Genomic DNA, 20,866 nt, shown 5'->3' with positions numbered 1-20,866 from the left:
CAGACGCCAGACCTGCCAGACCTTACATATGCTTATGCGGATTGTGTATGACTCGCATTTGTGGGAATAGGAGAATTGCCTTAAAATACAGTGCTTTGCCAAGGTTGGCGGACTCTCGCGCCACGCAGCAACACTTCATTGATAGGACTGTTATGACCCACGTTGTCACCGAATCATGCATCAGCTGTCGATACACCGATTGCGTCGATGTATGCCCGGTAGATTGTTTCCGGGAAGGCCACAATTTTCTGACGATCGATCCGGACGAGTGCATCGATTGCGCGGTCTGCGTGGCGGAGTGCCCGGTTAACGCGATCTTCGCGGAAGAAGACGTGCCGGCCGATCAGGTTCCTTTCATCAAGATTAACGTTGACCTGGCGCGCGCCTGGCCGTCGATCACCAAGACCAAGCCGGCCCTGCCGGACGCGGACAAGTGGAAAGACGTCAAGGACAAACTGGACCAGCTGATCCGCTAGCCTGCCCGGCCGCCACGCGGCGGTGTTTGATCCACAGTATCCCGCGCTGCCGGCCCGCACCGGCAACGTACCGGCCATCCCAGTCCCGGCGCCAGCACGGCTCGGCCCGGCTCCCCGCCACCCGATGTTGCACTGATCACGTTCGGTTTCCGTCGCGAAAAAACGCGCGCGGCCGGGCGTTTTTTGTCTATATGTTGGGCGCTTCACCGACGAGGCGTCGCCTGGCGTGATACAAAGCGTGCATGGGGAAAAACTACCGGACGTCTTCGATAAGCATTACGCAATTGCTAATTAGAACCGCAAATTGCAGTACGGTGACTGGTATAGCCTATAATTAATTCACGGACCGCCGCATTAGCGGCGGCCAAGTAGCTCACGAAGGAACTTTTATGCTCTACCAATTGCACGAGATGCAACGCTCGTTCCTGACCCCCATGATGCAATGGGCGGAAGCATCGTCGAAACTGTTTTCGAACCCGGTCTCGCCCTTCTCGCACACGCCGTTTTCCCAGCGCATCGCCGCGGGATACGAGCTGATGTACCGCCTCGGCAAGGATTACGAGAAGCCGGCTTTCGACATCGGCAGCACCCTTGTCGCCGGCGAAACGGTAGGCATCATGGAGCGCACCGTCATCGCGCGCCCGTTCTGCCGCCTGCTGCACTTCAAGAAAGATCTCAGCGACAAGCAAATCGCCAAGCTGGCTCAGCCGAAAGTGTTGTTGGTTGCGCCATTGTCCGGCCACCACTCGACCTTGCTGCGCGACACTGTGCGTGGCTTGCTGCCGGAGCATGACGTCTACATCACCGACTGGACCGATGCGCGCATGGTGCCGACGTCGGAAGGCCCGTTCCACCTCGACAACTACATTTACTACGTGCAGGACTTCTTCCGCATGCTGGCGCCGGATCTGCACGTCATTTCCGTGTGCCAGCCGACGGTGCCGGTGCTGGCCGCCATTTCGCTGATGGCCACGGCGAAGGATCCGCAGCTGCCGAAGACGATGACGATGATGGGCGGCCCGATCGACCCGAGCAAGTCGCCGACGGCGGTCAACGACCTGGCGGTCGAAAAACCGTTCTCGTGGTTTGAAAACACGGTCATCTATGCGGTGCCGGGCAACTACCCCGGTTTCGGCCGCCGGGTCTATCCGGGCTTTTTGCAACACGCCGGCTTCATCGCGATGAATCCTGGCCGCCACGCGCAGAGCCATCGCGAGTTCTACCAGCACCTGGTGCTGGGCGACGACGAGCCGGCCGAGAGCCACCGCCAGTTTTACAACGAGTACAACGCGGTGCTCGACATGCCGGCCGAGTACTACCTCGACACGATCAAGACCGTGTTCCAGGAACACCGCCTGCCGAAGGGCACGTGGGAAGTCGGCGGCCAGCTGGTGCGTCCGCAAGACATCACGACGGTGGCGCTGTTTACGGTAGAGGGCGAGCTCGACGACATCTCCGGCGCCGGCCAGACCCAGGCGGCGCACGAGCTGTGCAGCGGCATTCCGGCCAACATGCAGCAGGATTACGTCGCGCCTGGCGCCGGCCACTACGGCATTTTCTCGGGCCGCCGCTGGCGCGAGACGATCTGCCCGAAGATTGGCGAGTTCATCAAGAAGCACGGCTGATTCGTCAAGCCCTAAAAAAACGCCTCGCTGCTCATCCCAGCGAGGCGTTTTTCATCGGCGACTCTGCAATGGCGTCGCCGCGTGCCCGATCAGTCGCGGAACAGCACCTCCTCGCGGCTGAACCAGCGGCGGCAAAAGGCCAGCAAGATGCCCGCCAGCAGAGTGCTGGAAAACAGGATCATCAGGAACTTCGGATAATCCATCGTCCCCTTGACGATCTCCTTCATCGCCAGCGCGATGTTGGTCAGCGGGACCGCCGACCATAACCACGTCAGCTCCACACCAGGAATCATCGCCACCATCATCGGCATGATCGCGATGATCATCATCGGCTGCATCATGCCGGCTGCTTCCTTGTAGCTCTTGGCGTAAATCGACATCGACAACAGGATCGCGGCAAACATCGCCGCCGTCGGCACCAGCATCAGCGCGATCATGCCGAGGTCGCCGATACTGATCGCCGCCACCACCGCCGCCAGCGCCGGATCGAGCCGCCCCGGGTAAAAGCGCAGCAGCAATCCCAGGCTGCTCACCATCAGCAGCGACGCCGCCAGCGCCACCGTGAACAACACCAGGAACTTGCCCATCACCAGTTGCGAGCGCGACACCGGCGCCAGCAGCAGCGTCTCGAGCGTGCCGGCTTCCTTCTCGCCGGCGCCAATGTCGATCGCCGGGTACATCCCCGCCATCAGGCACACGAAGATCAACAGGTAAGGCAGCATGCCGCCCACCAGAGCGCCGATGCGCTCGCGCTGGTCGGCCGTCGAACGCACATCGATGGTGACAGGATTGAGCACGAAGGCGAGCTGCGGCGCCGTCAGCTTGAAGTGCGACAGCGCCTTGTCGCGCAAGGTCGCGTTGTATTGTTCGACCACCGCGGTGACGCGCTTGCGGGTGATTTCGCCGGCGTCGGCGCTGTTGAAGTGCAGCTCGATGGCCGCCTGCTGGCTGGCGCCGATGGCGCCGGCGAACTGCGCCGGCACGTTCAGCGCCAGCTTGATGCGGTCGTCGCCGATCGCGCCGCGGATGTCGCCGGCGCTGTCGAGCTTCACTTCGCGGTAGCCGGCATCCTTGGCGAACAGCTCGGCCAGCGCCGGTGCGTTCTGCGCACCGAAGATGGCGTACTTGATTTGCTCGGTGCGCGCCTTTTCGCTCAGCTTGCTCATCACCTGCGACATGCCAAAGCCGATCAGCGGCAACGCGACAATCGGAATCAGGATCGTGAAGATCAGCGTCTTGCGGTCGCGCAGCAGCGAGCGCAGTTCCTTCAGGTAGACGATCCACATCAGGCGGCACTCCTTTCGTTGATGACGCCGATGAAAGCATCGAAAATATCGCCGCCGCCGAGCTGGCGGAACGCGGCCGTCGTATCGTTGAACACCGTCGTGCCGCCATTGATGACGCAGACGCGGTCGCACAGCTTGTCGACTTCGTGCAGATGGTGGGTCGAAAAGATCAGCGGAACCCGGCGCCGCTTGCAGTCGGCCATGAAGTCGAGCAGCACCTTCGCCGCCATGACGTCGAGCCCGCTGGTCGGTTCATCGAGAATGATGACCTTCGGATCGTGCACCACGGCGCGCGCGATCGAGCACTTCTGCTTCATGCCGGTCGACATCTCGTCGGTGCGCTTGTGGGCAAAATCGTGCAGCTGCAATTGCTCGAACAGCTCGTCGCAGCGGCGCTGCAGGCGCGCTTCGTCGATGCCGTGCAGGCGGCCGAAATATTCGACGTTTTCGCGCCCGGTCAGGCGGCCGTACAAGCCGGTGGTACCGGACAGGAAGCCGATCTGCCGGCGCGCCTGCATCGGTTCGGCGACGATGTCGACGCCGTTGACGAACGCCGTGCCCTGGTCGGGCTTGAGCGCGGTGGCAAGCAGGCGCAAGGTGGTGGTCTTGCCGGCGCCGTTCGGGCCCAACAGGCCCAGCACTTCGCCGGGGGCGCAATGAAAACTGACGTCGCGCACGGCCTGGAAATAGCCATCGCCTTCGCGCGCATCGCGGCGCTTGGACAGGTCCGATTTGTTCGCTTGGCGGAAGCGCTTGAACAGGTTTTTGACTTCGATCATCGGGTTTTCACCATCGCAATAACGGAATTTAATTATAGCCCAGAGAACAATCTTTCCAAGCAACATTGTTACTTATATGCATGAAGTTCTTGCCTTCGCCGCCACATCGGCTTTTGTCGGATAATGGCGTTTTGCGTATAGCGGACCACCGTGACCAAGACCCTCGCCGACCTGATCGAAGACGTACTGCCGCAGACGCAATGCACCAAGTGTGGCTATGCGGCGTGCCGGCCGTACGCCGAAGCGATCGCCGACGGCACGGCCGACATCAACCAGTGCCCGCCGGGCGGCATCGAGGGCGTGCGCCGCCTGGCCGGCGTCACCGGGCGCGCCGTCATCCCGATCAATCCGGTCAACGGCATAGAGCGTGCGCGCCCGGTCGCCTACATCGACGAGGAGCTGTGCATAGGCTGCACCTTGTGCATCCAGGCCTGCCCGGTCGACGCCATCGTCGGCGCGGCCAAGCAGATGCACACCGTGGTGCCGAGCCTGTGCACCGGCTGCGACCTGTGCGTGGCGCCCTGCCCGGTCGACTGCATCGTCATGTACCCGGTCACGGGCGACTTCACCGGCTGGGACGCCTGGTCGCAGCGGCAGGCCGACGCCGCGCGCGCGCGCCACGACCTGCGCGGCGCGCGCCTGCAGCGCGAACGCGAGGAAAACGACGCCCGCCTGGCCGCCAAGGCGGTGGCCAAGATGCGCGAAGTGACGGCCGAAGCGACCAACACGCCCGAACAACTGGCCGAGAAGGAGCGCAAGCGCGCCATCATCGCCGCCGCCATCGAACGCGCGCGCCTGAAGGCGACGCCTCCCGCCGAATGAATCCTGCCAAACGCCTCGAGATCTTCACCCGCTTTCGCGCCGCCAATCCGCATCCGACCACGGAACTGGAATACACCACCCCGTTCGAACTGCTGATCGCGGTGCTGCTATCGGCCCAGTCGACCGACGTCGGCGTCAACAAGGCCACCCGCAAGCTGTACCCGGTGGCCAATACGCCGGCGCAGATATTGGCGCTTGGCCTCGACGAACTGAAGACCTACATCGCCACCATCGGCCTGTACAACACCAAGGCGAAAAACGTTATCGCCACCTGCCAGATGCTCGTCGACCTGTACGGCGGCGAAGTGCCGCGCTCGCGCGAGGCGCTCGAAGCGCTGCCCGGGGTCGGCCGCAAGACCGCCAACGTCGTGCTCAACACCGCCTTCGGCGAGCCGACCATGGCGGTCGACACCCATATCTTCCGGGTGTCGAACCGCACCGGCATCGCGCCCGGCAAAACGGTCGAGGTAGTCGAGCAGAAGCTGCTCAAGTTCGTGCCGAAGGCGTTTTTGCAGGACGCCCATCACTGGCTGATCCTGCACGGGCGCTACACCTGCATCGCGCGCAAACCGCTGTGCTGGAACTGCCTGATCGCCGACCTGTGCGAATACCGTCCCAAGACGCCGCCGCCGGATCGGCTGTAGCGCGATGAACTAGCCGGCGCCGAACCAGTCTTACTGTAACAACCGCGTAACCGATAACCATGCAGGGCTACGACACCATACCGACAGAGCTGGAAAAAGCCTGTGCCCGGGAACCGATTCACCTGCTCGGCACCGTGCAGCCGCACGGCTTTCTGATCGTCGCGCAGGTCGCCGACGGGCGCGTTGTCCAGGTCTCGAGCGGCATTGCACGCCACTGGCCCGGGCTCACTGCCGAGGCCATGCTCGGCACGCCGCTGCTCGACTGGATCGAGCGGGGCCCGCCGTTCGACACGCTTGGCCTTGACGCGCTGCCGCCGGTGCAGCCGATGGCGCTGCCGTGGCGCGCGCGCTTCGAGCGCACCGCGCCGGCACAGCAGCAGGCGTCCGACGACTGGGAATGCATTGGCCATCGCCTCGGCGAGGTCGCCGTGCTCGAATGGCTGCCGCAGACCACCAGCGCCGAGCGGTTGCGCGCCGAAGGCCGTGAGTTCGCCGACATCGCCTCGCTGATTGCGCGACTGCGCCGCGCCGACCGCATCGACACCTTCCTCGACGATTGCGCCAAGGTGGTGCGCGGCTTTACCGGCTTCGACCGCGTGATGATTTACCGCTTCCTGCCCGACGGTTCCGGCGCAGTCATCGCCGAGCAGTGCGGCGCGCACTGCGAGCAGCGCTTTGTGGGCCTGCGATTCCCCGCCAGCGACATCCCGGCCCAGGCGCGCGAACTGTACCTGACCAACCGGCTGCGCGTGCTGGCCGACGTCGAGGCGACGCCCGACACACTGGTGCCGCCGCTGCTGCCCGACGGCGCCCCGCTCGACCAGAGTCACTGCCTGCTGCGCGGCCTGTCGCCGGTGCACCTGTCCTACCTGCGCAACATGGGCGTGCGCGCGACGCTGACGATGTCGATCGTCATCGACGCCAAACTGTGGGGCATGATCGCCTGCCATCACCACACGCCGAAGTCCCCGCCGCACCACGTCCGCGCGGCGCTGCGCCAGCTGTGCGAACTGACGGCCGAAGTGGCCACGATGCGCATCGAAACGCTGACCAAGCTGGAGGGGCTCGACCAGCGCCTGGCGATGGGCAACCTGCTCAGCCAATTCCACCAGTCGCTGCTGAAGGGCGAGGACATTGCCGTGCTGCTGCGCCAGCGGCTGCCCGATTTCCTTCACGCGTTCCGGGCCAACACGCTCGGGGTGTACCTGAACTCGACCCACTGGATCGGCGGGCCGGGCCGGCGCCACCAGCCGGCCCGGCAGACGCTTACCGAGGTGCTGGCGCGGCTCGACCGGACCGGCCATGCGCCGGGGGTGCTGTTGTGGGACGACCTGCTCACGCCTGGCCAGCACCGCATCGACGCGCTGCCCGAAGCGGCCGGCATGCTGCTGGCACACCGCTTCGAAGACCATCCGATCTTCTGCTTTGCTACCCGGCCCGAGGTGGTGCAGCTGGTGCGCTGGGCGGGCGAGCCGGTCAAAGAGCAGGTCTGCGATGAACCGGGCGGGCGCGTCCGGCTCGAGCCGCGCCGCTCGTTTGCCGAATGGCGCCAGCAGGTCAGGGGGCGCAGCGAACCGTGGACCGACATCGAGTCGGAAGGCCTGAAGTCGCTGCTGCAGATCCTCGCCGAAGTACACAAGCTGCGGGTAAACCGCACGCTGCACGAGAAGCTGCACTGGCGCGCCCACCACGACCAGTTGACGGGACTGTACAATCGCCGCACGATGGAAGACGAGGTCACGCGGCGCCTGCAGGACGGCCAATACGATGCAGCGCTGATGCTGCTTGACCTGGATCACTTCAAGAATATCAACGACGCCTATGGCCACGCCACCGGCGACCAGGTGCTGCTGCAGTTCGGCCGGCGGCTCGGCGCCGTCGTCCGCGACTGCGATCTGCTGGCGCGCCTCGGCGGCGACGAATTCATGCTGCTGTTCCAGATCGACCATCCGGACGCCGCCACCGCGCTGATGTTCGGCGAACGGCTGCACCAGACGGTGACGCGGCCGTTCGACATCAACGGCCAGCAGCTGAGGATGAGCGTCTCGGTGGGGATTGCGCTGCCGCCGGCGCACGGGCGCACCGTCGGCGAACTGTTGCGCCGTGCCGACCTGGCGCTGTACCACGCAAAGGCCAGCGGCCGCTCGCGCAGTTCGGTGTTCGATTTTTCGATGGAGTCCGACCAGCTCGACCAGTACCTGCTCGAGCGCGACCTCGGCGAAGCGATCGAGCAGGACGAACTGTCGCTGGTGTTCCAGCCGAAGGTCGATCTGGCGACCTGCCGCGTGGTCGGCATGGAGGCGCTGGTGCGCTGGAATCACCCGACGCGCGGACCGATGCCGCCGGCGGTGTTCATCCCGCTAGCCGAGCGCAGCGACCAGATCGTGCGCATCGACCGCTGGGTGATGCGCCATGCGCTGCAGGCGCAAGCGCGCTGGCGCGACCAGGGCCTGCCGCCGCTGCCGGTATCGATCAACCTGTCGATGGCGGACATCCTGTCGACCGACGTGGTGGAATACCTCGGCGCCTTGCTCGACGAGTTCAATATGCCGGGCGATACGCTCGAGATCGAGGTGACCGAGTCGGCGGTGATGCGTGAACTTGCGCGCACCCGCAGCGTGCTGGCCGCGTTTAACACCCGCGGCATCGGCACTACGCTGGACGACTTCGGCACCGGATTCTCGTCGCTAAGCTACCTGCGCCAGTTGCCGCTGCAGAGCATCAAGATCGACCAGTCGTTCACCCTCAGCATGCTGCAGGATGCGAACGCCGAGACGCTGACCGAGGCCATCGTCGCGATGGGCGTGGCGCTGAAGATGCTGGTGGTGGCCGAGGGCGTCGAAACGGCGCAGCAGATGAACTGGCTGATGGAGCACGGCTGCCACCTGGGGCAGGGGTTTTTCTTTAGTCCGCCGGTGTCGGGTGACGACATCCACGGCGTCATTCAAGACATCGAGCTGCGTCTGGCGGCGGCGCATCCGGGCATCCACTAGGTGCTGGAAGCCCTGCCCGTGATGGGCATCGGATCCGCCGATGGCGGGAACGACGTCGAGACGGCGCGCTTTGTGTGGCTACAGCAGCACCAGGTTGTCGCGATGAATCAGCTCGGGCCCGTCGAGAAAGCCGAGCACCTTCTCGATCTCCGACGACGGCTTGCGCATGATGCGCCTGGCCTCGCTGCTGGTGTAATTCGACAGCCCGCGCGCGATCGCCACGCCGTCTTCGCCGACGCACGTGACCACCGCGCCGCGGCCAAATTCGCCCGTCACGCCGATCACGCCGATCGGCAGCAGCGACTTGCCCTCGCGCGTGAGCTTTTGCACGGCGCCGGCATCGAGCACCACCTTGCCGGCGGTGTGCAAATGGTCCGTCATCCACTGCTTGCGCGCGGTCATGCGGCCGGTCTGCGCCGTCAGCTGCGTGCCGATCGCTTCGCCGGCGGCCAGCCGCGTAAGCACGTCGCTGTCGCGGCCCCAAGCGATGATCGTGTGCGCGCCCGAGCGTGCGGCGCGCTTGGCGGCCAGGATCTTGGTCAGCATGCCGCCGCGACCGATGCTGCTGCCGGCGCCGCCGGCCATCGCCTCGAGCGCCGGGTCGCCCGCTGCCCCTTCGGCGATCAGGGTCGCCGCCGGATCCTTGCGCGGGTCGGCCGAAAACAGCCCGTGCTGGTCGGTCAGGATCACCAGCGCATCGGCTTCGATCAGGTTCGCCACCAGGGCGCCGAGCGTGTCGTTGTCGCCGAACTTGATCTCGTCGGTGACGACCGTGTCGTTCTCGTTGATGATCGGGACCACGCCCAGGCGCAGCAAGGTGGTCAGGGTCGAGCGCGCGTTCAGGTAGCGCTCGCGGTCGGCCAGGTCGGCGTGCGTGAGCAGCACCTGCGCGGTGCCCAGGCCATGCGCGCGAAAGCTCGACTCGTAGATCTGCGCCAGGCCCATCTGCCCTACCGCGGCGCAGGCCTGCAGTTCGTGGATATCGGTCGGGCGCGTCTCGAAGCCGAGGCGCAGCATGCCTTCGGCGATCGCGCCGGAGCTGACCAGCACCACTTCCTTGCCGAGCGCGCGCAAGGCCGATATCTGCGAAGCCCAGCGCGCGATGGCGGCGTGATCGAGCCCGCGGCCGTCGTTGGTGACCAGCGACGAGCCGACCTTGATGATGATGCGGGAGGCATTCTGAATGACGGATTTCATCTGGCAGCGGCTCTTATTAACGCGGGCGCAGCACCAGCAGCGCGATGCCGCCGGCCAGCTCCAACCCGCATACGACTAATAAAAATCCCTGGGGCAGGCCGATCGCGAAGGCCGCGATGAAGCGGCCGACCGGCTGCGCCAGGACGAACAATGCAGTGATATCGCCGAGGACAGGCGGTTCGCCCTGCCTTGTCGCTAATAGCGCCAGGCCCGCGGTAGCGAGCCTGGTGCCGACATAGATGGCGTAGAACTGGCTGTAGCCGTTCACGCCAACGAGAAACAATCCCATGACGGTGGCAACGCGGTCCGGGTCCAGCATGGCCGCGAGCGCGGCCAGCGAACTGGCACAGGCAACCAGTTGCAGCAGCTGCCTGCGCAGCGCTGCCCGCGTCACGCAGACCAACTCAGTCTTCGAGAATCTTGAAGCGTGGATCGTCCGGATCGATCGATGCGATGCCGCGTGCTTCCTCGGTCATCTGCGTCTCTTCGGCGCGGTGCTCCACAGCCTTCTTCGCTTCCAGGTGCTGGTAGATGGCGTTGACCAGTTCCGGGCAGCCTTCGTGCGACAGCGCCGAAATCTCGAACACAGGGCCCTTCCAGGCCATGCGCTTGACGAAATCCTTGACCAGCTTCTTGCGGTCTTCCGCAGGCACCACGTCCAGCTTGTTGAGCACCAGCCAGCGCGGTTTCTCGACCAGCGACTCGTCGTACTTTTCCAGCTCCTTGACCAGCGCCTTGGCTTCCTTGACCGGGTCGACGTTCGTTTCGAACGGCGCCATGTCGACGATGTGCAGCAGCAGGCCCGTGCGCTGCAGGTGGCGCAGGAACTGGTGGCCGAGGCCCGCGCCCTCCGACGCGCCTTCGATCAGGCCGGGAATGTCGGCGATGACGAAGCTCTTCTCGTGCGACACGCGCACCACGCCCAGGTTCGGGTGCAAGGTGGTGAACGGGTAGTCGGCGATCTTCGGCTTGGCGTTCGACACGGCCGTAATAAAAGTCGACTTGCCGGCGTTCGGCATGCCGAGCAGGCCAACGTCGGCCAGGACCTTCAGCTCGAGGCGCAGTTCGCGACGTTCGCCTTCCTTGCCTTCGCCTTTCTGGCGTGGCGCGCGGTTGGTCGAGGACTTGAAGTGGATGTTGCCCCAGCCGCCCTCGCCGCCCTTGGCGAGCAGTTCCACCTGGCCGTGTTCGGTCAGGTCGGCAATGATCTCGCCGCTGTTGTTATCGACGATCAAAGTGCCCACCGGCATGCGCATGTGGATGTCGTCGGCGCCCTTGCCATAGCAGTCGGCGCCGCGGCCAGGCTCGCCGTCGCGCGCCTTGTGCATTTTCGAATAACGGAAGTCGACCAGGGTGTTGATGTTACGGTCGGCCACGGCCCAGATCGAGCCGCCCTTGCCGCCGTCGCCGCCGTCCGGCCCGCCGAATGGGCGGAACTTTTCGCGGCAGAACGAGGCGCAGCCATTCCCGCCATCGCCGGCGATGACTTCAATTTTTGCTTCGTCGATAAACTTCATAATTTTGTACCGCCATAAAACTAAAAAGGCCCTACCGTTGGCAGAGCCTTTCGATTGAAGGCTTGCGCCTTACAAAGTGTGCGCCGCGAACGGCGCGTAGTACTTAAGCAGCGACTGCAGCCACTTCGTTCGGGATCACGGTGACGTACTGCTTCGAACCGATACCCTTGTACAGAAACTTCACCTTGCCGTCGACCAGCGCGAACAAGGTGTGATCCTTGCCCAGGCCGACGTTTTCGCCTGCGCGCACTGGGGTGCCGCGCTGACGGATGATGATGCCGCCGGCATTGATCGTCTGGCCGCCGTAAACCTTGACGCCCAAGCGCTTTGATTCTGAATCGCGGCCGTTACGCGTTGTGCCGCCGCCTTTTTTGTGTGCCATTTGTTACTCCTGATAGCTGGTTAACCGGGCTGACTGCGCCGGGCAACGGTGATTAGCCGTTAATCGAAACGATTTGGATTTCGGTGTAATTTTGACGATGGCCTTGGTGCTTCTGGTAGTGCTTACGACGACGCATCTTGAAAATCTTCACTTTATCGTGACGACCGTGTGCCACAACAGTAACCAGCACCGTTGCACCTTCGACCAATGGCGCACCAAACTTAATGGTGTCGCCCGCGCCTACTGCGAGAACTTGATCGATGGTGAGTTCGGAACCAATGTCTGCCGGTATCTGTTCTACTTTAAGTTTTTCGCCAGCGACAACTTTATACTGCTTGCCACCGGTTTTTATGACCGCGTACATGATAGGAAACCTCATCAAATGTTTAAAAGAATCTCTCCCGGCGACATCACGTCGAGCCTGTGCGGAACCGGGGGAGCATGCGATTATACATGGATTGAAATTTCTCGTCAAAAGGATGCACAAGTCCGCTGGTTCGTGGTATGTGCACAACGACAACAATATTCAAGCGCCACGGCGCCGGTGGCGGCTGCTGTGCGTGTCGGACCGAAACGGCGGGGTTGTCGTATAATCCACGCACTTAACGCCACTCGCAGGTCAGCCTTGTCAGCCGCTATCTTACACGCCCAAACAAACACCATCGCCCATTCGATCGCTGCCGACGTGGAGGCAGTCAACGCGGTTATCCGTGAGCGCCTGCATTCCGAAGTGAGCCTGGTCAACCAGATCGCCGAGTACATCATCAGTGCCGGCGGCAAGCGCATCCGCCCCACCCTGGTGCTGCTGGTGGCAAACGCCTACGGTTACAAGGGCACCGCCCACCACGAGCTGGCCGCGGTGGTCGAATTCATCCACACCGCCACCTTGCTGCACGACGACGTCGTCGACGAGTCGTCGATGCGGCGCGGCCGCCAGACCGCCAACGCCCTGTTCGGCAACGCCGCCTCGGTGCTGGTGGGCGACTTCCTGTACTCGCGCTCGTTCCAGATGATGGTTGGCCTGAACAACATGCGGGTGATGCAGATCCTGTCGGACGCCACCAATGTGATCGCCGAAGGCGAAGTGCTGCAGTTACTTAACATGCACGATCCCGACGTCAGCCAGGACGCCTACCTGAACGTGATCCGCTCGAAGACGGCCAAGCTGTTCGAGGCCGCGGCGCAACTGGGCGCGCTGATCTCCGGCGCGACCGACGAACAGATCGACGCCGCCGGCGAATACGGCCGCTCGCTGGGCACCGCGTTCCAGCTGATCGACGACGTGCTCGACTACGCCGGCGACGCCGAAGCCATCGGCAAGAACGTCGGCGACGACCTGCGCGAAGGCAAGCCGACCTTGCCACTGATTTACCTGCTGGAAAACGGCACGTCCGAGCAGCGCGACCTGGTGCGCAACTGCATCGAGAATGGCGACGAGCAGCATTTCGAGGCAGTGCTGGCGGCAGTGACCACCAGCGGCGCGCTCGACTACACGCGGCGCGAGGCGGAAGTTGCCGCCCAGCGCGCAGCGGCCGCTATTGCTGGCCTGCCGGAAAGCGAATTCAAACGAAGCTTGCTGCAACTATGCGTGTTCGCGGTTGACAGGAACCATTAAGATTTTTACACTAAAACCTCGCGTCAGTCTTCTTGCGTCGGGGTGTGGCTCAGCCTGGTAGAGCGCTGCGTTCGGGACGCAGAGGCCGGAGGTTCGAATCCTCTCACCCCGACCAAAAATCCCCTTATAAAACAGCGTGTTATAGCCGCGTGTTTTGTAGTGTGCTGTGGATGGTGGCAAATCAGTGGCAGATTTCTCGAAACGTGCCATGAAAAAAAATAAAAGCCTGCTTCGTCGGTAGTATTTGCAGCAACGCCCGCCGGCTACCAAATCATCCTCGCGCAACGAAGGTATACCGTGCTCCTCAACTGTTGGAGTACGCGTCATGGCGTCTATCGAAAATCGTTCGCACTACGAAGTCACAGTCAAGAACCGGCCTGACCTGACCAAGACCTTCCCCCACAACTCAAAGAAGGCGGCAGATGAGTATTGCTTGAACCTGAGTTCACAGAAGCTTAAGCCACGTCTGACCCGGCTTGACAATGCCTTCATAGTTCGGGAACGAAGCCGTAAACACAAAAACCAAACACTTCCCGCCACCAGCCTGGTTGAAGCAAGAGACATCAAGAATCGACTTGCGAGTGAGCACCGCCGAAGCATTTTCACCGATTACACCACAGGGTACAAGACGACCTTCGCTGACCTTCTGGTGCGCTATTTGCATGAGGAGGCACCTCGGCAAAAAGGCTTCGATATAGTCGCGTACAAAATTAATGCAATGCTCGACGATGCAGGTTTCGAGCGGCAAGACCTGTCCGCAATCATCGCAGCACATCCAAACCCGTGTCCGAAAGTCGCAGGAATGACCGTGCGTAAGTCGGTTGGACAGAGGGTTGGTACCGCATGCGATGCCAATTCATTCATTCGCAAACCTTTCGCTGCAGTAGTACCAGATGACTTCAAAGACTACATTGACGAGCGATGCCAGGTGGTCGCACCAGCCACCGCAGACCGCGAAATCGACATCTTCTCTTCGGTATGTTCTATTGCCATAAATATGTGGCGCATACATGTCGAAAAGAGCCCTATGGACGGAGTCCGCCGACCAAAGTATTACAACGAGAGAGACCGCCGGCTGAAGGTCGGGGAAGAGAAGCGACTAATCGAAGCCGCTCGCGAAGAGGACCGTCAGGCGGCGGTTCAACGACGACTGGAGGACCTCATTCGAGATGAGCGTACCGACGCGAACAACGCAAGAACCACATACGGCCGCAAACAGATAATCAAGCAAGCCCGTCAAGTCCACATGGAAGCGGCGGAAACTAGCTACATCCACGTTCCGTATCTTGAAACTTTTATCCAGTTCCAGCTGATGACGGGAGCCCGGCTCAGTGAGACGCTGACGCTAACGTGGAACAACGTGAACTTGGATGAGCAGACTGCATTTCTACCTGAAACGAAGAATGGGCGCTCACGCGAACTCGCTCTTCGCAGCGACCTTGTCACACTGCTAATCAAGCTCCCACGGGACGGCGACCTAGCATTCCCAATCAGCGTCGACCGCCTCCGGAAGGCATGGGAACGGATGTGCGATGTTGCAGGTTTCACAGGAGAAAACGAGCTGCGGAAACACGACCTGCGCCATGAAGCAATCTCGCGTGTGGCGGAGGCCGGTAGCAACACGCCAGGTGGCTTTTCATTGGTAGACTTGCAACATTTCTCGGGTCACCGCGATGTGCGTATGTTGCTTCGCTATGCGCACCTATGCACCAAGAGTCTGGCAAAACGACTAGATGCCGCCTTTGCAAAGCCTGACGAGTCAGATAGCCATCGTGGTCAGCGTCGTCTAAAACGCGGTGCGTCAATTTCTATGAGGGAGGTCATCGACGAATCGTGCAAACCACAGGAATCAACGGTATCCATACGTGATGAATTCCCTGCCGTATGTACTCAAAATTTCGAAAAACAATCAGAGTCGGCGAACGTAATCCGAGTTCAGTTCGGAAAAAAAGTCGCTTAACAAACCCTACCCGTATTGCCCTGCATCTCACCCAGCAGCGTAGACATCGCTTGGGGTGCATCGTCTAACAAGCCAACGCGAAACTCCCGCCGTCATTTGAATACCATGTTGGCGTTGACCCCGTTCGCCATTGCAGCCGCGAGACGACGCTTGAATTCGACCGGATAGTTCGGTCGCCCTTCCGGTTACCCGGCTTCACTTCAGTATCCAAAGTAGTTCCCATCATAAAAGTAGTGGGAACCACTCTGGCGTATGGAAAGAGCTACGTCCAGATGGTGCTGGCGTCACGCTTACAATGGACCGGCGGGCGCGCTTGGCTCCGCCGTCCGTGCTGGTTACCAGTTCGCCCCCCCGGCGACTGCCAAACTGAAGACCAGCGCGTCGCCCCCACGGGATGGCGATGAGGACGACGCGGTTAGCATTCACATCTCGCAGAGCCGTGCGATGTGCAAGGCGTACATGCCGTGCATGGCCAAACTCGAGTACAAGGAGAGTGCGAGCAAGCTGGTCCACGCCGAGGCCGTGAGGTTCCAGGTATTCAAAGTAGCACGCGAGGCGCGCAACGCTCTGATGGCGCTCCCCGACTCCATCGCCAATAAGTCTTGCCGCCAAGGATTTTTTTGAGCGCTGCATGATTCCGGAGGCGGCGGTCGAGAAGATTTGAAAAAGAGCTGTTCAGCGCAGCCGGGCGGCATACCGCGGCGCCAGAAGGTGAGGAGGCTCGGATGCCTACGGCGACCCACTTCGAGACGGCAGCCGCGAACGTAATGAGCGAGGCTTGGCTCTCGGGCTGACGGGCACCACTACCTGACGAAGCTGCTGGGATTGGGCGCCGCGAAGGCCAACCAGGCCGAGAAGATGGCGCATGCCAGCGAGGAGCCGGATGACACCGCATCCCCAGTCACCCCGCCCCGGCCCGTATCGGCCAAATGGGGCGTAGCGTCCGCACTGGGATGAGGAGCCGCTACCGCGACTGGTAAGCCGTAGGCTTCACGGTAAGCGCCGCACCCTGCGGGGCCGCAACCAGGGACGAGTGGTCGCCAGCGTAAAGACTTCGCCTGAGCATATGCTCGGAAAGAGGAGCACGCCTCATGACTTGGCTCCCTGGCTGCCAGCCCCGCAGGGTGAAGAAGCACGATGCTGGGTAGGACGCGTCAGCGTCATCTTCATGTTCTCCATCATAGCTCAATGACCTTGAGGGACAAGCACACCTGAAGGTATGCATCCTTATATCTCTATATCTATATGCTTCGAAGGGGCTTCTATGCCCCTTCGAAGGGGCATAGAAGTGGTTTCAGGTCCAGCGGTTACGTAACCCTACCCAAGCTGCGGGTCCCTACCTCCACAAATGTGCTGTCCGAAGTGGCCTGTCATGCCCCGGTGGTTTCCCTATACCTAGTATGACCACGCTGACTTACACCATCCCCTTTGCCCCCTGTGCCAGCGTCCCGCCACCGAGTCCCTCACCGGGTCAAGCCTTACTACCCGAAGACCTACGCTGCCTGGCGCGACGCCGCGGCGGCATACCCACTGCCTCGCGACGCTCCTCATGACCGTTCGCACTGACGTGCCCCAGCACATCACTGCAGGCACCTCGCTGCAACTGTGGCGCTCCTTCCAGACACACCGCCCTGCCGATGGCTGGATGTACCTGCTCGCCAGGCGCATTGCAGGTATACGAACAAGGCTGGCCCCCTTCCCCGGACGGCGACGGCTACACGCTGCCCTCACCTCGGCGAACACCGCTTCCTGGTTGCTAGGGGCTACGCATACATCATCGTGGAGACCCGGAGCATGCCGGCGTTCAACCCAGCCGAGCTACTCACCGCAGTGTTCCCGACCGACGGGGCACGGTTCACGGTCGTGGTCCATCACCGACGCAGAGCAGGACGCCGGGCGCAACATGTTGCTCGTAGACGGCGAGCTGATGACTTGGAAGACGGTAACCAGTAACCCGGGCGGCATGGTCAACATCGGCGGCATCGTGCGGGGCGTATTCGACACCCTGCCAGCGGACCACGCGCAGGGCGCCCGGGTCTAATTTCTACCAGCGGCCTGGGCCTCGTGCGGAAGGAAGCCTTCCCCCGCGGACAACACAGTATCGACACACTGACTGCCTTACATCGCACAGGAGAACCTGCCTATCGCCAGCTCCACGGAGGTTAGCGTGACCACGGCCAGCCGGGCAGCGAAGCCGCCCCCGGCCGGTTCCGCAGCAGCACTACCCTGCTCGAGGACGCGGTGGTGGTGGCATAGGGACATCGGCCAGAGGCAACGTTGCTGGCCAGAGCACGGTCGTTGGCCAGGAAGCGGGCAGGTTGTCGCTTGAGGCGGGCACCAGCTACACAGTAGAAGTGGCAGTGGGTGGATAGAGGTGCACACCGAGCCGGGTATCACCCCCACAGCTACACGGACACCGCCACTATGCGGGCAGCCGACAACCCGACCTAAGCCTGCCGGCAGTGCTGAAGGTGTGGGTGGTGATAGTCCAGGACGCCAGCACCGGGGGTAGCTGCGCCTGCGCAGTGTGCAGCACGAAGATACTAGCCGGCTCTTTGGACTTGGAGGCTGAGCTGGAGACAAAGCAACTTCTCAGCAAATCGAGTCGGCAATGGCCGCTTCCGCCGGTGTTTACCGAGGCATTCTGTCTACGCGAGCCAGGGAAGATGAGCTACGCGGAGGTTGCTGACGAACAGCAATGCCCAGTTGGCACGATTCAAAACCGCATCCATCGCGCACGGCAAACTGCAGCAGAAGCGACTGGCCACGACCACTTCCCTTCTGGATGTAAAGAAGCCCCAAAAGGTAGGCCTCGACTGGCTGCTGTTGGGTGCTGCGGGCTGCTGCGGACGCGCTGCGGATGCTCAAATGGCGATGTTGGCCGGCGGAGAACTCAGGCCCTGGAGATAGATGGTCAACAAAGAAAAATTGTAGTTTTTCGTCTGAGCGGGGGCCACTGCTGCCTGAATCCAGGTGACGAGGGCCGCGGAGGTCTCCTGGTACTTCGTCAGAATGGTGTTAATCGCCAGGGCACCCTGGTGATGCGGCATCGCAGGATTTTGGTTGAGCGTCACGAATAATTGGCCGCTGGGCTTCGTCGGGTCCAAAGTATGCTTGAGGCAAAACAGGTTCAACAACTCCAGTAGCTGGGCATTAAACGAGCAAAGTGCGCCTGGCGCCGGCGGCACTGCCGGGCCCGGAACGTTGGGGACTGGCCCCGGCGCGACGTTGAGTGCCGCTTGCCAGGATTCCAGCGGAGGTGCGGGTCTATTCAACGCGGCCAGCAGTTTGCCACCGTTTGCGTACCCCGCGTTGAATGAGAACGGGATGCCGGTTCCGTCGGCTCGCTCAGCAGTGAACTGATAGACTTGGTCCTTGATAGTCCTGTAAATACCCTTCACCGGCTGATTGGGCAGACATTGGTACCGCCGAATCGGCGTAATGCGGTAATTTTTCGCCAGCCAAGTGTAGTTTTTCTTATTTAGGAGAAAGTCAGCTGGAATCATCATTATTAAACAGGCGTGCCTCAGGTAGTTGTTCTTGATGACAAGTGTAGACCCAAGCGCTGGGCAAGGTGGCTTCCAGATGTGAAAACCGGCAAAACATGACACCGCCTGCAACTTGACCCTCAAAAAAAGATGCGCGGCCGACAGCCCGTCGGTGCAATGGGCGCCCTACTTCGCCACGGTAACGCGCTCAACCGGCGCAATATCTCGGTGAGCACGGCCTCGGGCGCATTGAGCTCGTCGAGCGCCTTCGGCCACAAGTCCAAGGCCAGGCCAACGGTCTACTTCCCGACAGCTTTGGCGATGCGCTCGGCGATGCCGGCACGCCTTGCTACCTCATCATAGTTCACCCGCGTCTCCTGCGCTGGTTCATGTCGATGGCGACGTTGGTGGCACGGCTTAAGCAAGCCTAGAGCCGCGCGTGACGCTGGCCGAATCGGGCACTGAGTACGTGAGCGCGGATGCGAGAGTCCTCGCTGTGCTGGGTGTCTGCGAACGGGAGTGCGATACGGTAATGACGCATGTCGCCGGAGCTTTGGCTTCCGATAGTCCCGTCTTGCAGCTCCCCAAAGTCATCGGCACCGAACAAGAAAATGTCTGCGGCCACTTGTTCCTCATCGAGCAGGTAGATATACATGCAGATTAGCCGGCGAAGTTCACCTCGGTGCAGTAGCTCGCATAGCAAGTGTGGTTGAGGTTTATGGCACGGTCGTCGAAGAACTTATCGCGGGCGCCTTGAAGGCTCCAGTTGAGGCTGACTTGACCGGCAGACTTCACGTCAAACCGGAACCCAGCCACTCCACATCGCAGCCGGTCGGGGAATAGTCGACGAGAGGCTGGGATTTTGAACACAACGTGGCTTCGCGCAGCGTGTCATAGATGACCAGCTCGGACAAGCTCGCGCGCCGGTCCGATACTTTTGCAGCCTGCGCGTAACCCAGTCGGCGCTAAGAAAGATGTGACTGTCCCGGGTCCGTCCGGCCTTCGCAATGCCAGTCGCCTCTGAAGCATGCCGGCCGCGGGATTAACGCGCGTCCGAAGCGTGCGCGGTGATTGTTAATTGCGGCAGCGGGGCGAAGGGGCTGGCAAGGCTCTACGTAGGGGCTTCATGGGTGAGATTGAGCTATACCCTAATGCAGAGGCAATGGTGTCGCTGCACAAACCAACCCCTCAGGAGTCTTAAAATGCGTAAATTTGTCATGGTTGCACCAGCTTTCTGGATTGGTCAGACTGGCCGCGACCTTCGCAACGCCGGTATCGCCGCCCAGCTGCTCGCCCTCTACCTGCTTAGCAACCCAGTCGCGAACTACACTGGCTTGTACCGCCTGCCCATCATCTACATCGCCAACGACCTGGGCCTGGGCCTTGACCAGGTGCGCGCCACCCTCGCCGCCGTCGAGCAGACTGGCTTTGCCAAGTACGATGAGGCGAGCGAGTACGTGTGGATTATTGAAGGCGCGCGCCACCAGCTCGGCGAGGAGCTGAAGGAGCAAGACCTGAAGGTCAAGTACGTGAATAAGGAGTTTGCTACTATCAGCAAGAGTTGCCCATTCCTGGTTGATTATTTCGCCAAATACGGCACTGCGCTGCGCCTGACCCCACGCAAGGACGTGATGTGCACCCTGGCCACGTCTCTGGTTTCGGCAACGGAGCTGGTACCTGCTATGGCACAAGCTCCGGTCGAACTAGCCGAGCTGCCGTACGGCGAGACGTCCGAAGGCATCTTCGCCCCGGTCGAGATTGCTGGCGAGCTCACCACGTTCCTTGCTGAGCGTGAGTCCCGCGGTGCCCGGACTGGCGGTGCCAAGGGAGTGGCTGCGTGGGTTCTGAAGTTCGACGCCAAGCATGGCGCGTGGCTGACCAAAGAACTGCTTCGGGCAGCAGCATCGGCCGGCGACTACGATATTGTCAACGGCGCCCGGTACGAGCAGAAAGCACTGGAAAAGGCCGACATTTAAGCTACACGAGCCTGGTGGCAGAACATTCTAAGGTGGGGAGATGAAGATATGGATGTTAACGACGTTTATTTGGCGCTTACCTTGTCCGCCGGATAGCAAACCGTTG

Annotated in this window: 18 protein-coding genes, 1 tRNA gene and 1 pseudogene; 12 read left to right on the top strand and 8 right to left on the bottom strand. The window is 61.8% G+C overall.

Annotated features, from left to right (window positions below; translation table 11 throughout):
* Window positions 1-152 precede the first annotated feature (152 nt).
* The gene (fdxA, locus tag ACP7DD_RS11455; RefSeq protein WP_426174929.1) at window positions 153-476 is read left to right on the top strand and encodes a ferredoxin FdxA; all 324 of its coding nucleotides are present in this window, start codon (window positions 153-155) and stop codon (window positions 474-476) included.
* 389 nt (window positions 477-865) lie between these two features.
* A complete protein-coding gene (locus ACP7DD_RS11450; protein ID WP_426174928.1) occupies window positions 866-2,101 on the top strand; it encodes a polyhydroxyalkanoate depolymerase in 1,236 nt (411 codons plus the stop codon).
* An 89-nt stretch (window positions 2,102-2,190) separates the two neighbouring features.
* On the opposite strand, the gene ACP7DD_RS11445 is transcribed toward ACP7DD_RS11450, so the two are convergent.
* Window positions 2,191-3,387, bottom strand: coding sequence for an ABC transporter permease (locus ACP7DD_RS11445; protein WP_426174927.1), 1,197 nt, complete (start codon window positions 3,385-3,387; stop codon window positions 2,191-2,193).
* Window positions 3,387-4,166: an ABC transporter ATP-binding protein gene (locus ACP7DD_RS11440; RefSeq protein WP_426174926.1), complete on the bottom strand. Its 780-nt coding sequence runs from the start codon at window positions 4,164-4,166 to the stop codon at window positions 3,387-3,389. The genes ACP7DD_RS11445 and ACP7DD_RS11440 overlap by 1 nt, the downstream gene beginning before the upstream one ends.
* A 150-nt stretch (window positions 4,167-4,316) precedes the next feature.
* Between ACP7DD_RS11440 and rsxB the strand changes: the two genes are divergently transcribed.
* From rsxB to ACP7DD_RS11425, 3 genes are read left to right on the top strand one after another with little or no spacing between them, the layout of a single operon-like run.
* The gene (gene rsxB, locus ACP7DD_RS11435) at window positions 4,317-4,988 is read left to right on the top strand and encodes an electron transport complex subunit RsxB (RefSeq protein ID WP_426174925.1); all 672 of its coding nucleotides are present in this window, start codon (window positions 4,317-4,319) and stop codon (window positions 4,986-4,988) included.
* Window positions 4,985-5,632 (top strand): endonuclease III, encoded by a 648-nt coding sequence (gene nth, locus ACP7DD_RS11430; RefSeq protein WP_426174924.1) that lies wholly within the window; start codon window positions 4,985-4,987, stop codon window positions 5,630-5,632. Before rsxB ends, nth begins: the two co-directional genes overlap by 4 nt.
* Before the next feature lie 59 nt (window positions 5,633-5,691).
* Window positions 5,692-8,625: an EAL domain-containing protein gene (locus ACP7DD_RS11425; RefSeq protein WP_426174923.1), complete on the top strand. Its 2,934-nt coding sequence runs from the start codon at window positions 5,692-5,694 to the stop codon at window positions 8,623-8,625.
* Window positions 8,626-8,703: 78 nt separating this feature from the next.
* Here ACP7DD_RS11425 and proB read toward each other — a convergent pair whose 3' ends face one another.
* The 5 genes from proB to rplU all read right to left on the bottom strand — a co-directional run bounded on the left by proB (window position 8,704) and on the right by rplU (window position 12,085).
* Window positions 8,704-9,822, bottom strand: coding sequence for a glutamate 5-kinase (proB, locus tag ACP7DD_RS11420; protein ID WP_426174922.1), 1,119 nt, complete (start codon window positions 9,820-9,822; stop codon window positions 8,704-8,706).
* A 16-nt stretch (window positions 9,823-9,838) separates the two neighbouring features.
* On the bottom strand, window positions 9,839-10,216 hold the full coding sequence (locus ACP7DD_RS11415) for a DUF4345 family protein (protein ID WP_426175026.1): 378 nt from the start codon (window positions 10,214-10,216) through the stop codon (window positions 9,839-9,841).
* Between the two features lie 10 nt (window positions 10,217-10,226).
* Complete coding sequence (gene obgE, locus ACP7DD_RS11410) at window positions 10,227-11,339, bottom strand: GTPase ObgE (RefSeq protein ID WP_099788020.1); 1,113 nt, start codon at window positions 11,337-11,339, stop codon at window positions 10,227-10,229.
* 103 nt (window positions 11,340-11,442) lie between these two features.
* Complete coding sequence (rpmA, locus tag ACP7DD_RS11405) at window positions 11,443-11,721, bottom strand: 50S ribosomal protein L27 (RefSeq protein WP_426174921.1); 279 nt, start codon at window positions 11,719-11,721, stop codon at window positions 11,443-11,445.
* A gap of 52 nt (window positions 11,722-11,773) precedes the next feature.
* Window positions 11,774-12,085 (bottom strand): 50S ribosomal protein L21, encoded by a 312-nt coding sequence (rplU, locus tag ACP7DD_RS11400; RefSeq protein ID WP_106760570.1) that lies wholly within the window; start codon window positions 12,083-12,085, stop codon window positions 11,774-11,776.
* A gap of 261 nt (window positions 12,086-12,346) precedes the next feature.
* Here rplU and ispB point away from each other — a divergent pair, with 261 nt between their 5' ends.
* The 5 genes and pseudogenes from ispB to ACP7DD_RS11375 all read left to right on the top strand — a co-directional run.
* Window positions 12,347-13,336 carry an octaprenyl diphosphate synthase gene (gene ispB / locus ACP7DD_RS11395; RefSeq protein WP_426174920.1) on the top strand — a complete coding sequence of 330 codons (990 nt, stop codon included), beginning with the start codon at window positions 12,347-12,349 and terminating at the stop codon, window positions 13,334-13,336.
* 38 nt (window positions 13,337-13,374) lie between these two features.
* Window positions 13,375-13,451, top strand: a tRNA-Pro gene (locus ACP7DD_RS11390).
* Window positions 13,452-13,661: 210 nt separating this feature from the next.
* A complete protein-coding gene (locus ACP7DD_RS11385) occupies window positions 13,662-15,296 on the top strand; it encodes a site-specific integrase (protein WP_426174919.1) in 1,635 nt (544 codons plus the stop codon).
* Window positions 15,297-16,845: 1,549 nt separating this feature from the next.
* Window positions 16,846-17,337, top strand: a complete 492-nt coding sequence (locus ACP7DD_RS11380) for a phage tail baseplate protein (protein ID WP_426174918.1) — start codon at window positions 16,846-16,848, stop codon at window positions 17,335-17,337.
* A 421-nt stretch (window positions 17,338-17,758) separates the two neighbouring features.
* A pseudogene (locus ACP7DD_RS11375) lies at window positions 17,759-18,028 on the top strand (hypothetical protein); the annotation flags it as partial.
* 132 nt (window positions 18,029-18,160) lie between these two features.
* Here ACP7DD_RS11375 and ACP7DD_RS11370 read toward each other — a convergent pair.
* Window positions 18,161-18,805 (bottom strand): hypothetical protein, encoded by a 645-nt coding sequence (locus ACP7DD_RS11370; RefSeq protein ID WP_426175029.1) that lies wholly within the window; start codon window positions 18,803-18,805, stop codon window positions 18,161-18,163.
* 418 nt (window positions 18,806-19,223) lie between these two features.
* Here ACP7DD_RS11370 and ACP7DD_RS11365 point away from each other — a divergent pair, with 418 nt between their 5' ends.
* Together ACP7DD_RS11365 and ACP7DD_RS11360 are read left to right on the top strand one after the other, a co-directional pair.
* The gene (locus ACP7DD_RS11365) at window positions 19,224-19,448 is read left to right on the top strand and encodes a hypothetical protein (protein WP_426174917.1); all 225 of its coding nucleotides are present in this window, start codon (window positions 19,224-19,226) and stop codon (window positions 19,446-19,448) included.
* A gap of 538 nt (window positions 19,449-19,986) precedes the next feature.
* Window positions 19,987-20,760 carry a hypothetical protein gene (locus tag ACP7DD_RS11360; RefSeq protein WP_426174916.1) on the top strand — a complete coding sequence of 258 codons (774 nt, stop codon included), beginning with the start codon at window positions 19,987-19,989 and terminating at the stop codon, window positions 20,758-20,760.
* Window positions 20,761-20,866: the final 106 nt, after the last annotated feature.

The organism is Massilia sp. TWR1-2-2, assembly GCF_049897565.1.
Taxonomy (GTDB): domain Bacteria; phylum Pseudomonadota; class Gammaproteobacteria; order Burkholderiales; family Burkholderiaceae_D; genus JAFCUW01.
This window is presented reverse-complemented; position numbering and strand designations above follow the sequence as displayed.

Coding starts and splice junctions, on each gene's coding strand:
- obgE (WP_099788020.1), bottom strand. CDS start 11,339: ATGAAGTTTATCGACGAAGCAAAAATTGAAGTCATCGCCGGCGATGGC.
- ACP7DD_RS11445 (WP_426174927.1), bottom strand. CDS start 3,387: ATGTGGATCGTCTACCTGAAGGAACTGCGCTCGCTGCTGCGCGACCGC.
- proB (WP_426174922.1), bottom strand. CDS start 9,822: ATGAAATCCGTCATTCAGAATGCCTCCCGCATCATCATCAAGGTCGGC.
- ACP7DD_RS11370 (WP_426175029.1), bottom strand. CDS start 18,805: ATGATGATTCCAGCTGACTTTCTCCTAAATAAGAAAAACTACACTTGG.
- ACP7DD_RS11440 (WP_426174926.1), bottom strand. CDS start 4,166: ATGATCGAAGTCAAAAACCTGTTCAAGCGCTTCCGCCAAGCGAACAAA.
- ACP7DD_RS11360 (WP_426174916.1), top strand. CDS start 19,987: ATGCGTAAATTTGTCATGGTTGCACCAGCTTTCTGGATTGGTCAGACT.
- rpmA (WP_426174921.1), bottom strand. CDS start 11,721: ATGGCACACAAAAAAGGCGGCGGCACAACGCGTAACGGCCGCGATTCA.
- ACP7DD_RS11380 (WP_426174918.1), top strand. CDS start 16,846: ATGACCGTTCGCACTGACGTGCCCCAGCACATCACTGCAGGCACCTCG.
- fdxA (WP_426174929.1), top strand. CDS start 153: ATGACCCACGTTGTCACCGAATCATGCATCAGCTGTCGATACACCGAT.
- ACP7DD_RS11385 (WP_426174919.1), top strand. CDS start 13,662: ATGGCGTCTATCGAAAATCGTTCGCACTACGAAGTCACAGTCAAGAAC.
- nth (WP_426174924.1), top strand. CDS start 4,985: ATGAATCCTGCCAAACGCCTCGAGATCTTCACCCGCTTTCGCGCCGCC.
- ACP7DD_RS11425 (WP_426174923.1), top strand. CDS start 5,692: ATGCAGGGCTACGACACCATACCGACAGAGCTGGAAAAAGCCTGTGCC.
- rplU (WP_106760570.1), bottom strand. CDS start 12,085: ATGTACGCGGTCATAAAAACCGGTGGCAAGCAGTATAAAGTTGTCGCT.
- ACP7DD_RS11450 (WP_426174928.1), top strand. CDS start 866: ATGCTCTACCAATTGCACGAGATGCAACGCTCGTTCCTGACCCCCATG.